A 13,514-nucleotide genomic window follows, 5' to 3' on the forward strand; every position below is an offset into this window, starting at 1 on the left:
TTCTGCGCCGTCCGCAACGCCTCATCGAAGCGTCGGATCGGCTCAGGACGCCGTCAGGGTACGCGCTCCCTCCGGACCGGCGATGATCGCCAATGACGCAATCCCGATGAAAAGCCCGTGCTCGACCACCCCGGGGATGGCATTGAGCTCTGCCGCGAGCGCATCTGCATCAGGAATACGGCCAAAAGATGCATCGAGAATGAGGTGTCCTCCGTCGGTCATGAAGGGGCCGTCGCCCGAGGCACGAACGACGATATCGCCAGTCAATCCCAGCCGGGATGCCACCTTCTCGATCGCCAGCCGCGTCGCGACCTGCCCGAACGGATTTACCTCGATCGGCAGCTTGAAGGCGCCGAGCACGTCGACAATCTTCGATTCGTCGGCAATGACGACCATCCGCGCAGAGGCACTGGCGACGATTTTCTCGCGCAGCAGCGCCCCGCCCCCGCCTTTGATCAAGCGAAGCTTTCCATCCACCTCGTCGGCGCCGTCGATCGTGAGATCCAGTTCCGGCACCTCGTCGAGCGACTTCAACGGCACACCGAGCTCGAGGCAGAGCCTGGCCGTGCGCTCGGACGTCGGCACTCCGACGATCTGAAAGCCCGACGCAACCTTTTCGCCCAATAACCGGACGAACTCTTCGGCGGTCGAACCAGTACCGATTCCAAGCCGCATGCCATTTTCGACATATTCAAGCGCCGCAGCGGCGGCCCTGATCTTCATTTGGCGGGCGTCCATGCGCCACTCGCTCCCTCATGATCGCGCAGATGACAGGGCCGATGCAGGCCAGCCACTGTCCAATTTCCGCTGAGACACTTACACGCCCGTCGCCGCAAACAAAAGTCAAAATAAGAGAGCTTTGCCGGATTCCCGAAGCCGGCTGCGCTGATCCGCGCCATTGCTTTTCTTGCGGACTTCGCCTACCCGAACATTACGATTTCCGCCAACGCGAGGTTCCCAGTGTCTCCTCCCCTTGTCGTCTTTGATCTCGACGGTACACTTGTCGACACCGCTCCGGACCTCGTCGCCAGCCTCAATCACGCCGTCACGCAGGCCGGCGTCGAGCCCGTCACCTATGCCGACCTGACCCATCTCGTCGGTCATGGCGCCCGTGCAATGATCGAGCGCACGTTTGCGCTGCGCGGCAAGGCACTCAGCGAAGAGAATCTTGTCTGGCAGATGAAGGAATTCGTGGACTTCTATCACGGCTCGATGCCGGGGACATCCGTTCCCTATCCGGGGCTCGTCGCCGCACTCGACCGCCTGCAGGATGCCGGCCTTAAGCTCGCCGTCTGCACCAACAAGCCTGAGATGCTGGCACGCCGCCTGCTTGACGGGCTCGGTCTGCTCGACCGGTTTGCGGCCGTCTCGGGCGGCGACACCTTCACCGTGCGCAAGCCGCATGCCGAGCACCTCCTCTCGACGGTCGCCAATGCCGGCGGCCTCGCGGAACGAGCGGTGATGGTCGGCGACAGCCTCAACGATATCCTTGTCGCCCGCAACGCTTCCGTTCCGTCGATCGCCGTGCCGTTCGGCTATTCCGACGTGCCGATCGAAAGCCTCTCGCCCGATCGTATCATCCAGCATTTCGATGAACTGACGCCACATCTGGTCGAGACGGTAATCGGCCGGAAGCCCAAATGAAAAGGGCCGCTTGCGCGGCCCTTCCTTTCCTAACCTTCGGCGCGTCGCGTGCTGCGCGTCGCCTCCAATGCCCGGTTCATGTACATGTCCCGGTCATAGACGTCGTTGAAATACTCGACCTTGCCGTCCTTGTTCGGCCATGCCGTGAAATAGGAAACATAGACCGGCACTTTCTGAGGCACCGGCAAAGCCCGGTTGTGCCCCGCGGCAATCTCCTTGCCGACTTCGTCCATGCTGACGCCGAGGACCGCTGCCGCCATTCGGCGGGGATCGGCGAGGCGAACGCAGCCGTGGCTGAGCGCCCGCTGGTCGCGCTTGAAGAAGCTCTTCGACGGCGTGTCGTGCATGTAGATTGCGTGGGCGTTCGGGAAGAGAATCTTGAGTTCGCCAAGCGCGTTGTCGCTGCTCGGCGGCTGGCGCACTGCGATCGAGGAGGTCGATGCATACCAATTGACGGCGGACGACGAGACGACGCGGCCACCCACTTCGACCTGATAGCCCATGCGGTCGAGATAGCCGGGATCGCTGCGCAGCTTCGGCAGCATCTCGTTGACGATGATCGACTGCGGCACGCCCCAGTAGGGATTGACTTCCACTGTCTGGATCTCGTCCTGGAAGAAGTAGGTCTGGTTCGTCTTAGAGCCGACCACGACACGCATGGAGAACTGCTCCACGCCCTGGTCCGTATAGGACGCCGTGAAGGCCGGCTGGTTGATGAAGACGTAGCGGCTGCCCAATCCGTCAGGCAGCCAGCGCGCCTGCTCCATCGCGATCTCGAGCTTGTTGATCTTGCTGGCGGTCGTGTCGCCGCCCGTCAGCACTCGGATCGAGGCCTGGCCGACGACGCCGTCGGCCTTCAGCCCGTGCTCCTTCTGGAAGGCTTCGACGACGGATACCAACTCGGGCGTATAGTCCGGTGTCCCGTTATAGCTGGCGAGCACGACGGCGTGTTCGGCCTTCAGCGTTTCCGACGCCTTGAGCTTGATGCCGGCGATGACATTGGCGAGTTCCGGGTTGCTTTGGCCGGGTTTCAGGAGCGTACCGGCAGCGATTTCCACGCGCGGCGTCGCATCGGTCTGCGCGCGCAGACGTTCCAAGTCCGCCTTCAACGCCAGGAACTGTGTGCTCTTGGGATTCTGGCTTTCGAGCAACGCCGCGACATCATCGCTTCCCGCCAGCTTGTCCAGGAAGGCGAAGAGATCGACGCTCTTGCGTTTGAAGTCGTGATAGCCGGAGATCTTGTTCGGATCGATGCGCCCGCGCACCGTGTCCTGGACATAGGTCAGGGTCGCAACGGACATCGCTATTTCGAACTGCACCAGCGCCTTTTCGCGAGCGATCATGTCGCCGCGATCGAAGGTGTCGGACGGCACGTCAACCGCATAGTCCTGGGGATCAAGGCCCACTTTCGCGGCCTGCGCGAGTACGGAAAGTGCCGATTTGGCGCGCGCGCTGACGCCGGTGCCATCGATCCACACGAAGTCCGTCCGTGCGCCATAGTAGTTCTCGACCGCCTTCGCGACATCGGCCGTGGCGCGGACGTTGATTTCGGGAAGAAACTGCCGCGCATCGGAAAGCGGCTGGCGCAGCATCGGGGGCAAGGCGCCGTTCTGCACCGAACCGGTGACAACTGGATCAAGCAATCGGTCCGTGGCGATCCGGCGGAGCGGTTCGGGCTTATAGGTATAATACCGCGGCCCGGTGACGCGCGGCGGTTTTGCAGCTGTTCGCGGGTCGATCTGCTGCGGCACCATCATGCCTGCGCCCGGCAGCGGCTGGCCAGGCTGGACGCGCTCCGGCGACGTTCTTTTCTTGCCGCCGCGAATGAAGTCCATCAGGGTGATCGCCGACGCCGGCTGCACATCGATGGTTGCGACCGCACACCCGGCCATGAGCGCCACAATCGCTGCCGATTTGATTATTTTCATAAGAACAAAGATCCCCGTATCGCGTTGCCGCCGAATTCGGCCGCTGCCAGATTCTCGCCACGCCCTCGTGCTCTCCGACTTATAGAAAAGGATGGTGAATGAAAAGGAAACGCCCGGCCCCCGCGCGGCCGAAACCTGCCAAAACCTGTCCCAAAACACATCCCTCGGAAGATGCGTGAAGCGTCATAAAAATTTGATTCGCATTTCATTTTCCCCTCCTCGCGCGCGTCTCGATGTTTCCCCGGACACAGTCGCCCCTGCAAAAGGAAAACGCGCAATGTGACGGAAAGGTCACAACCTCCGCGACCGCAATCCCTCGGATCAGCCGGCGCAGCCGGGAAACAGAGCAATCGCCGCAGTGCAACAATTCAAACGATTGTAGGCCCTGCGATGCACTTGCCGCCCCTTTACAAGCTTGTGTGACCGGGGCAGAGAGATGCCCGGCACCGGGGTGGAACGACCGGCTGAGACACGTTTCTCGCCTCGGCTTCATGAACCGCAGACGAAGGCAGGTATCACGATGACATCGACCCGCACCGAAACAGATACGTTCGGCCCCATCGAAGTGGCGAACGACCGCTACTGGGGCGCTCAGGCGCAACGCTCGCTCGGGAACTTCAAAATCGGCTGGGAAAAGCAACCCGTCGCGATTGTAAGGGCGCTCGGCATCGTCAAGCAGGCAGCGGCACGTGCCAACATGGCGCTCGGCCGCCTCGACCCGGCAATCGGCGATTCGATCGTCAATGCCGCGCAGGAAGTCATCGACGGCAAGCTCAATGATCATTTCCCGCTGGTCGTCTGGCAGACCGGTTCCGGCACGCAGTCGAACATGAATGCAAACGAGGTCATTTCCAACCGGGCGATCGAACTGCTCGGCGGCGTGATGGGTTCGAAGAAGCCCGTTCACCCGAACGACCACGTGAACATGAGCCAGTCCTCGAACGACACCTATCCGACGGCCATGCACATCGCCTGTGCGGAACGCGTCATCCACGACCTGCTGCCGGCGCTGAAGCACCTGCACAAGGCGCTTGAAGAAAAGGTGAAGGCGTTCGACCACATCATCAAGATCGGCCGCACCCACACGCAGGACGCGACGCCGCTGACGCTTGGTCAGGAGTTTTCCGGCTATGCGGCGCAGGTCGCCTCATCGATCAAGCGCATCGAGATGACCCTGCCCGGCCTCTGCGAACTCGCCCAGGGCGGCACTGCCGTCGGCACCGGTCTCAACGCGCCGGTCGGCTTCGCCGAGAAGGTGGCGCAAGAGATCGCTGCTATCACCGGCATCGCCTTCACATCCGCGCCGAACAAGTTCGAAGCGCTCGCGGCCCACGATTCGATGGTCTTCAGCCACGGCGCCATCAACGCCACCGCCTCCGCACTCTTCAAGATCGCCAATGACATCCGCTTCCTCGGCTCCGGTCCGCGTTCCGGCCTCGGCGAACTCGCGCTGCCGGAAAACGAACCCGGCTCCTCGATCATGCCGGGCAAGGTCAATCCGACGCAGTGCGAGGCGCTGACGCAGGTCTGCGTCCAGGTGTTCGGCAACCATGCGTCCCTGACCTTCGCCGGCAGCCAGGGCCATTTCGAACTCAACGTCTACAATCCGCTCATGGCCTACAACTTCCTTCAGTCGGTACAGCTTCTCGCTGACGCCGCGATCTCCTTCACCGACAACTGCGTCGTCGGCATCGAGGCTCGCGAAGACAACATCAAGGCGGCGCTCGACCGCTCGCTGATGCTCGTCACCGCGCTGGCGCCGAAGATCGGATACGACAATGCCGCGAAGATCGCCAAGACTGCGCATAAGAACGGCACGACCCTTCGCGAGGAGGCCGTCGGCGGCGGTTATGTGACGAACGAAGAGTTCGATGCGATCGTCCGTCCGGAAACGATGATCAGCCCTGCCTGATTGATCAGATTGCCGCGGCCCCTGTTTCCGGCGCCGCGGCAATATCCGCCGCCAGTATATCGCGGCTCGGCGCATCAGCCCGAAATTGGTCGAATTGTCCCGATGCGCTCAAGCAATTGTTAAGACTTCACAAATCATTTCCCCCTAAAAATCACCGGAATTTAGAATTGGATAAATTAAGGAGGCTTGCATATGCAAACGGCAACCTCAAGCAAGACGCCGACGCCCGATATCGCAGCGCAGGTCACCCACGCGATGCGGATGATGGGGGTGGCGCCGATACCGCGCAACTACGAGCTTTATTACGAGGCTTATCTTGGCTCGAACCCGCAACTGTCCAAGGAGCTTGCGGCGCTTGGCAGCCGGGCGACGCAGGAAGAACTGGACGCGATCGGCGCACAATACTTCAGCCATATTCACCATCCGAACGGCATCGAGCGGGCGCATAACACGCTTGCCGCCAAGCTGGCCGAGCTCGTCAACCTCTTGAAGGACGAGCAATATGCGCTCGAGAACTACAACAAGGTTCTCGACGAAGCCTATCTCAACATGACCAGCAAGAGCGCCGCGAGCGCCGACATTCTGCGCCACGCCATCGGCATCCTCACCGAAGCGACCGTCGACACGATGAACCAGGGCAAGGAGCGCGTTCAGACCGTCGTCCAGAAATCCTTCGAGATGGAGGTCATCCGGCAGGAGCTCGATGAATACAAGCGCATCGCCAACACCGATTCGCTGACGCGTCTTGCCAATCGGCGGGCCTTCGACGACACCCTGGCTGCCGTCTACAACAGCGAACATGTGCGTAACTTCAGCGGCCTGCTCGTCGCCGATATCGATCATTTCAAGAAGGTCAACGACACGTTCGGTCATCCGGTCGGCGACAAGATCCTTGCCACGGTCGGCAATGTCATCCGCGCCAACTTGCGGCGGGAGGCGTTCGTCGCGCGCACCGGCGGCGAGGAATTCGCCATCATTCTCAGCGATTGCACCCAGGAAGAATGCCTGCAGGCGGCCGACCGAATCCGCACCGTGCTTGCCGGCACGCCCTTCAAGAATTCCAGGACCGGCGTTAATTATGGCCCGATCACCCTCTCCGTCGGCGTCTGCATGGCGACCGAAGCGGACGACCCGGTCGATCTCTACAACAAGGCCGATATTGCTCTTTATTCGGCCAAGAATGCCGGACGAAACCGGACGGTTCTCTTCGAGGAAGGAATGCGCAAGGATTCCGGCCGCAACTGGCTGATCTATCGCCGCTAGGCGCCGCAGCCATGCAAGCAGCGTTCTGCCTCCGTCATCGAATGATCGACGGCGCTTACCACATCGTCTTGGCGGCGCGTCCGGCCCATTCCCGGTCGTAAGTTTCGTTGTCGAAATCGGCCCTTGCGGCTTTCAGCAGCGTGCCGGGCGTCGGCAGCGATGCCGGATCGACGAAGCGATCCGAATTCCAGAGCTGCGAACGGATGAGCGCCCGCGCGCATTGGAAATAAACCTCCCCGATCGTGATCACGATGACGCTGCGGGGATGCTTGCCGTCGACCTCGAAGGAACTGGTCAGCGCCGGATCAACGCTGACGACGGCCGTGCCGTTGATGCGCATCGTCGTATTCGACCCGGGAACGAGAAACATCAGCGCCACTCTCGGATCGCGGACAATATTGAGAAGCGAATCGACGCGGTTGTTGCCGCGCCAATCGGGCATCAGCACGGTCTTCTCGTCGGCGACCCGGACGACACATCGGCCGTCGCCGCGCGGCGAGCAATCGGGCCCCTCCGGTCCGACGGTCGCAAGCGCGGCAAAGGGCGAGGCCTCGATCATCTGCCGGTATTCGGCCGTCAGCGTCTTCGTCACCTTGACCACCGATGCTTCGCTCGTGTCGCCGTAAAGTGCCTTCAGTTCCTCGACCGTGCTGATGATCGTCATTTCATCCTCCGTGACGCTTGCTCTTGCACGCGCTTTCGATGGATAGCATGACGCCCTGATGACAGCATCACGCGATTCTTCTCAGGTGAGCACCTTTTCTACTATCGTTGAGGAAGGCCTTGATCCTGTCGATGACCGGGTCCGCGGAAACGATGCGGCGATGACCGAAGCCGTTCGCCCAGTACAATTCGACATTCGGTCCGGCCGCGCCGTAGCGGCGGGCATGGGTGGCGGAAACCTCCTTGTCGTCCTCCGCGTGAACGACGAGCACCGGCTTCCTCAGCATGCCGAGAATGCGGGCCGCATCAAAGGCATCGACCCGGCGTCCCGAGAGGCGTTCGACCATGCCTTCGAAAGCTGCCTGGGCCGCCGGCGCAAGGGCCATCATCTTGCCGAAACCGTTGAAGAGCCAGGTCATTTCGCTAGGCGCGCCGATCAGCACCATTTTTGCCGGCACACGCGCGGGCACGTCGCACACGACCGCGCCTGCCGCGCAGGCGAGGCTCGCGCCGCCGAAGGAATGGCCGATCGCCACGTCGAAGCCGTCGAAGTGGCGCCAGGCCGCGTCGATCGCCCTCACCGCCTGAGGCATGGTCAGCGACCGTCCCGGCGACGCACCGTGGCCCGGCCAGTCGAGTGCGACCACCTCCGCCCCGGTTGCGAGCAGGCCATCGATCAAGGCCCCGAGATAGTCGCTGCGCGATCCCCAGCCGTGCGCGAGCAGGATCCGCGGCCCGTCCGAATCGACGCGCCGCGCGAAGTGATGGGCAACGACCCAACCGCCGGCGAAGGACAGTGTGACCTTCCGCGAGTGCTCCATGATCGGCACTGCCGCTTTCAACAAGGCCGCCTCCTTGCCGCTTTTCGGCTTGCGGCCCGGCGTGAGACAGAAGATTCTGAAGGCCAGCCTACCGGCAGCCTCGGGAGAGACGGCGGATACGGCCTTCAGTCCGGTACGGATGACCTTGATCCCGAAGGATGTCATAGTGAGACTCTCTTCGAATGTTCACTTTTGAACATGATTGTACAACGATGAACAAAAAGCAAGTGACAACAGAACATCATCACTTCCCCTGGGATCATCCGCGATTTCGAAGCTGGATCGCCGTTGCCCGTGCCTGCCAATTGATGCAGCAGACGTTGACGCGGGAGCTCGTCCACCTCGACATCAAGCCGCCGCATCTCGATATCCTGATCAATCTCTATCGCTTCGACGGCATCACGCAGCAGGAACTCGCCCGCAAGATGCTCGTTGGCCGCTCCAACATGAGCATGCTGCTACCGCAGCTGGAGAAGCGCGGCCTGATAAAACGGCGGGGAGACGAGCGTGACAAGCGCGTGCTGCGGCTCTCGCTGACGCCGGCCGGCCGTACGCTCACCGAGGAGGCAATGGAGATCCAGACCGCGCTGATCGAGAAGTCGCTGACCGGTTCACCGATCGAGGACTGCATGACGGTCGCGCAGTCGATGGAGCGCATCATCGCCGTCTTGCTGAAGGAAGACGCCGATTGAGCGCATCGACGCCGCTCAGCGCGGCTTTTCCGACTTGTCGCGCGACATGCCCTTCTCGGCCAGCTCCTGCTCATAGGCGGCGAAGAGTTCCTGACCCTTCTCTCCCAATTCGCGCAGATAGCTCCAGGTGAAGATGCCGGTGTCGTGGAAATCATCGAAACCGATGCGCACGGCATAGTTGCCGGTCGGCTGTACCGAAATGATCTGGACATTGCGCTTGCCGGGTACGGTGACCCCCTGGCCCGGCCCGTGTCCCTGCACCTCGGCCGAAGGCGAAAGCACGCGCAGAAGCTCCGCCGACAGGTCGAAGGAAGCGCCGTCGTCGAATGCGACAGTCAGGCGGTGGCGGTCTTTCGATACGCGCAGCTCGGTCGGCCAGAATTCACTCATGATACTCACTCCGCATTCATCCGCTGAGCACTACCCCAGTTCGGGCCCTGGAACTACCAGATTCGTGCACCCGGCAGACCAGATCTTCACCTCCGAAAAGGAGAAAACATCCCGGAAAAGCCGAAACATTTTCAAATCTTTCCAGCCCTTTCGGGCGCAAATACGCTTCATCCGCCCAGATTCAGGAGATAACGCTGGGACCGAATGCCGCTTCACCGAAATTTGCGACAGTATGCGCCTTGACGCGAGGGTTTTTGCCCCCGACATTGGAAGCGCTCGGAGAAAAATCTTGAACACTGCCGCCATAGACAGAACCGGCGCACAGCCGCTCGACAGCTCGAAGACGCCCATGATCGATCCTTTCGGCCGGGCGATCAGTTACTTGCGCGTTTCGGTCACCGACCGCTGCGACTTCCGCTGCACCTATTGCATGGCGGAACACATGACCTTCCTGCCGAAGAAGGATCTGCTGACGCTCGAGGAGCTGCACCGGCTCTGTTCCGCCTTCATTGCGAAGGGCGTGCGCAAGCTCCGGCTCACCGGCGGCGAGCCGCTGGTGCGCAAGAACATCATGTTCCTCGTGCGCGAACTCGGCAAAGAGATACACGCTGGCCGCCTGGACGAGCTGACGCTGACGACGAACGGCTCGCAGCTGTCGAAATTCGCGGCCGAACTGGCTGATTGCGGCGTGCGGCGGATCAACGTTTCGCTCGATACCCGCGATCACGACAAGTTCCGCCAGATCACCCGCTGGGGCGACCTCTCGAAGGTACTTGAGGGGATCGACGCGGCTCAGGCAGCCGGCCTCAAGGTAAAAATCAATACGGTCGCCCTCAAGGGCTTCAACGCTGCCGAGATTCCCGAACTGATGCGCTGGGCGCACGGACGCGGCATGGACCTGACGCTGATCGAGACCATGCCGATGGGGGAAGTGGACGAGGACCGGACTGACCACTACCTGCCGCTGTCCGAGATGCGCGAGCGTCTCGAAACCCAGTTCACGCTGAAGGATATCGCCTACAAGACCGGCGGACCTGCCCGCTACGTCGAGGTGGTGGAGACCGGTGGACGCCTCGGGCTCATCACGCCGATGACGCACAATTTCTGCGAAAGCTGCAACCGTGTCCGGCTCACCTGCACCGGCACCCTCTATATGTGCCTCGGCCAAAACGACGCCGCCGACCTGCGCGCGGCGCTGCGCACCACCGACGACGATGCCTATCTCTCCCGCGTTATCGATGAGGCGATCTCCCGCAAGCCGAAGGGCCACGACTTCATCATCGATCGCGAACACAACCGCCCGGCCGTCGCACGCCACATGAGCGTAACCGGCGGCTGACGTTTTCCCAGAACCAGAAAAACCAGAAGGCCCCGCAGTCGTCGGCGACCGCGGGGCCTTCTGCTTTCAATATAGTTCAGGCAGCGTAAGTTGAGCCGTAACGAAGCTGCCTGTGGTCGCTCAGCCCGCCAGTGCCGGTCTTGAAACGCTCGATCTTCTCGTTGAGCGCTTCGACCTGCCGGCGCAGGCCGTGGATTTCCGCCGTGTTCTCCTCGACCATCGCAGCGTTCTGCTGCGTGATCAGCTCGACCTCGTGAACAGCTGAATTGACTTCGCTGAGACCGGTATACTGTTCCGCTGCGGAAGCCTCGATATTGCTGACGAGCTGGTGAATGGTCGCGATGTGGTCGTTGATCACCGCCAGCGCGTCGCCTGTCTCCTGCACCAACGCGACGCCGCTGCGCACCTGGGCGGAGCTTGCCGAGATGAGCCCCTTGATCTCGCGTGCCGCTCCCGCGCAACGCTGCGCCAGCTCGCGCACCTCCTGGGCGACGACGGCGAAGCCACGACCCGCCTCGCCGGCGCGGGCCGCCTCGACCCCGGCGTTCAGCGCCAGCAGGTTGGTCTGGAAGGCGATCTCGTCGATCACGCCGATGATCGTGCCGATCTTCTCGGACGAACGATTGATTTCCGCCATGGCATCGATCGCCTTGGCGACGACCTGGCCGGAATGCCGGGCATAGTTGTTCGTCTCATCGACCGATATGGTCGTGCTGCGCGCGCTTTCGGCGGTCGAGCGGACGAGTTCGGTGAGTTGACGGAGCGCGCGCGAGCTTTCCTCGAGCGCCGCCGCCTGCTGCTCTGTACGCCGGGCAAGATCGTCGGCCGAGGCCGAGAGATTGCCGGTACCGCCGGTGATCTCCTCCGTGACGAGCCGTACATCCGTCAGCGTCGCACGCAGCGCTTCGACGGCGTTGTTGTAGGTGCGAGCCATGATCACGTAGTCCGCAGGCAGATCCTCCGCCATGCCTTCCTCGAGGTTGCCGGCGGCAAGCTGGGCAAGGACGTCGGAAAGAGCATTGAGCGCCTGCATCTGCTCGGCTTCGATGCGCGCGCGTTCCTGCGAGCGGCGGGCCTCCTCCGCGGCCGACAGGGTCCGCGCTGCTTCCGCCTCGCGTTCCAGCCGCACGTTTTCCAATGCGTTGTCGCGGAAGACGGCAACCGAGCGCACCATGTCGCCGATTTCGTCGCCGCGATTGCGGCCTTCGATCGCCACTTCGAGGTCGCCGTTGGCGAGCCGAGTCATGGTTTCTGTCACGCGTTTCAGCGGGCCGCGCAGTGTCTCGACCAGCATCAGGCCACCGATGATGGAAAGCAGCGTTCCGGCGACCATGGCGATGATCGACACCGTCGCCGAGCGCTGGCTGTCCTGCTTCCCGGCTTCCTGCGCGCTGCTGACAAAGCTTTCAAGCGTGCGGCTTGCATCGGCGACAAGCGTCGCGGCCTCGCTCTTGGCGGCCTGCCAGCGGCCGCCGACATCGATCAATGCGGCAGTGCCCTTATCGATACTGTCGAGCGAGGGGCCAAGCTTCGCCGGCAGGTCGCGGAGCGCTGCATTCTTGCCGCCGAGCTCGGAAAGCTTGTGGGCGGTTTCGCGCACACCGTTGATATCGGCAATCACGAGGTCGCGGCTTGCCGCGTCGCGCGAACGGTGCAACTCGCTGATATGAAACCGGGTATTGTCGAGACCCTTGAAGGTATCGCTCATCAAAGCGATCAACGTCTTGAGTGTCGAAATTTCTTCGTCCATGCCGACGAAGCGCTTGGCTGCGGTGTCGGAATTCTTGACCGCTTCCTTGGCAAAATCGGCCTCGTACTTCGAGAGCTTGCTGAGGATCGGCACGAGTGCGGTCTTCTTCGCTTCGTTTTCCTCGGCACTTGCGAGGATCGCCTGGATCTTCAGCGCCTGTTCCTTGAGTTCGCCAATCGGTTTCTGGACCTTTTCGGAGGCGATCTTCTCGGCTTCACCGATCTGCTTCAGCAGATGCGGCAGCAGCTTGTTTGCCTGCTCTATCTTGGCATCGGGATTGACGGCCATGGTCACCGGCAGGCGGAATTTCTTGATCCGCTCGGCAACGCCCTGGTAAGCAGCCGCATCGAAGAGCAGCGCCTTGGCGAAGGCTTCCTTGTCTCCCGATTCCTTCCGGATGATATCGATCTGCTTGTAGGCGCCGTTGCCCTTCTCGGTCATGTCGGCGAGCGCCGCTTCAAGGGACGTCGTCACCGTGTCCTGCTCGGTCTTTACCGCCCAGAGCTTGTCGGTCTGGCTGCGCATCTGAGAGCCAAGGGCGACGACAGAGGCGATTTGCGCCCTGTCCGCCTCGCGTGCCAACAGCCCCTCCAGGGTCCTGACGCCCTGCTCCTGCTCATCGATCTGCTTCACAAGGGCATCGCGCGCCTCCTCGCTCGGACTGTCGGCGAAGGCCTGCAACGCGCTGCGCAGCGCCTGAAAATCCGAGAGATTGTTGATGGTCTCGCGGGTCACGGTCATATGCCCGTTGAGCGTGCGGGCGGTGAAGAAACCGACGAGACCGATCCCGGCGATCAGGGCCACGAGCGGAACCACGAAGAGGAGGACTTTTGTGACGATACGCAGGCGCTGTAAAAGGCGATCGATCATAGACATTGCGGACCCCGGGTTCTTTTTTATGAGGAACATGCCCGCACGGTGGCTTCTCTTGACGGAAGCGGCGATGAAATGCCGGCGGGAGCACCTCCCAGGCTCCAGCGGGAACTTCGCGGATGAACGGCGCAAAAAAGATCTGACGGCCGTCTCCACCGATCGCTTCATGCGATTGGACTGCGGAATCATCGGGACGATAGGCAGCGAAACTTAAGATTCAGCGAATGTTCCTCGGAAGC

At 61.8% G+C, this 13,514-nt stretch carries 11 protein-coding genes; 5 read left to right on the forward strand and 6 right to left on the reverse strand.

From position 1 onward, the window contains the following. Positions 1–42 precede the first annotated feature (42 nt). Positions 43–738 carry a ribose-5-phosphate isomerase RpiA gene (rpiA, locus tag QN219_RS05905; RefSeq protein ID WP_283998656.1) on the reverse strand — a complete coding sequence of 232 codons (696 nt, stop codon included), beginning with the start codon at positions 736–738 and terminating at the stop codon, positions 43–45. Between the two features lie 222 nt (positions 739–960). Here rpiA and QN219_RS05910 point away from each other — a divergent pair, with 222 nt between their 5' ends. After that, positions 961–1,644: an HAD family hydrolase gene (locus QN219_RS05910; RefSeq protein WP_283998657.1), complete on the forward strand. Its 684-nt coding sequence runs from the start codon at positions 961–963 to the stop codon at positions 1,642–1,644. A 29-nt stretch (positions 1,645–1,673) separates the two neighbouring features. Here QN219_RS05910 and QN219_RS05915 read toward each other — a convergent pair whose 3' ends face one another. After that, the gene (locus tag QN219_RS05915; protein WP_283998658.1) at positions 1,674–3,572 is read right to left on the reverse strand and encodes a murein L,D-transpeptidase; all 1,899 of its coding nucleotides are present in this window, start codon (positions 3,570–3,572) and stop codon (positions 1,674–1,676) included. Positions 3,573–4,092: 520 nt separating this feature from the next. Here QN219_RS05915 and fumC point away from each other — a divergent pair. Then, a complete protein-coding gene (gene fumC, locus QN219_RS05920; RefSeq protein WP_283998659.1) occupies positions 4,093–5,484 on the forward strand; it encodes a class II fumarate hydratase in 1,392 nt (463 codons plus the stop codon). A gap of 192 nt (positions 5,485–5,676) precedes the next feature. Continuing rightward, entirely contained in the window at positions 5,677–6,747 is a 1,071-nt protein-coding gene (locus QN219_RS05925; RefSeq protein ID WP_283998660.1) for a GGDEF domain-containing protein, read from the forward strand. 55 nt (positions 6,748–6,802) lie between these two features. Here QN219_RS05925 and QN219_RS05930 read toward each other — a convergent pair whose 3' ends face one another. Then, complete coding sequence (locus QN219_RS05930; protein ID WP_283998661.1) at positions 6,803–7,411, reverse strand: pyridoxamine 5'-phosphate oxidase family protein; 609 nt, start codon at positions 7,409–7,411, stop codon at positions 6,803–6,805. Between the two features lie 67 nt (positions 7,412–7,478). Continuing rightward, positions 7,479–8,396, reverse strand: coding sequence for an alpha/beta hydrolase (locus QN219_RS05935; RefSeq protein ID WP_283998662.1), 918 nt, complete (start codon positions 8,394–8,396; stop codon positions 7,479–7,481). 47 nt (positions 8,397–8,443) lie between these two features. On the opposite strand from QN219_RS05935, the gene QN219_RS05940 reads away from it, so the two are divergent. Continuing rightward, on the forward strand, positions 8,444–8,923 hold the full coding sequence (locus tag QN219_RS05940) for a MarR family transcriptional regulator (protein WP_283998663.1): 480 nt from the start codon (positions 8,444–8,446) through the stop codon (positions 8,921–8,923). Positions 8,924–8,938: 15 nt separating this feature from the next. Here QN219_RS05940 and QN219_RS05945 read toward each other — a convergent pair whose 3' ends face one another. Further along, positions 8,939–9,313, reverse strand: coding sequence for a DUF971 domain-containing protein (locus QN219_RS05945; RefSeq protein ID WP_283998664.1), 375 nt, complete (start codon positions 9,311–9,313; stop codon positions 8,939–8,941). A 289-nt stretch (positions 9,314–9,602) separates the two neighbouring features. On the opposite strand from QN219_RS05945, the gene moaA reads away from it, so the two are divergent. Beyond that, the gene (moaA, locus tag QN219_RS05950; protein ID WP_283998665.1) at positions 9,603–10,652 is read left to right on the forward strand and encodes a GTP 3',8-cyclase MoaA; all 1,050 of its coding nucleotides are present in this window, start codon (positions 9,603–9,605) and stop codon (positions 10,650–10,652) included. Positions 10,653–10,728: 76 nt separating this feature from the next. Here the strand turns inward: moaA and QN219_RS05955 are convergent, their stop codons facing one another. Next, positions 10,729–13,278 carry a methyl-accepting chemotaxis protein gene (locus tag QN219_RS05955; RefSeq protein ID WP_283998666.1) on the reverse strand — a complete coding sequence of 850 codons (2,550 nt, stop codon included), beginning with the start codon at positions 13,276–13,278 and terminating at the stop codon, positions 10,729–10,731. Positions 13,279–13,514 lie beyond the last annotated feature (236 nt).

This window comes from Sinorhizobium sp. 8-89 (genome assembly GCF_030124325.1).
Taxonomy (GTDB): domain Bacteria; phylum Pseudomonadota; class Alphaproteobacteria; order Rhizobiales; family Rhizobiaceae; genus Sinorhizobium.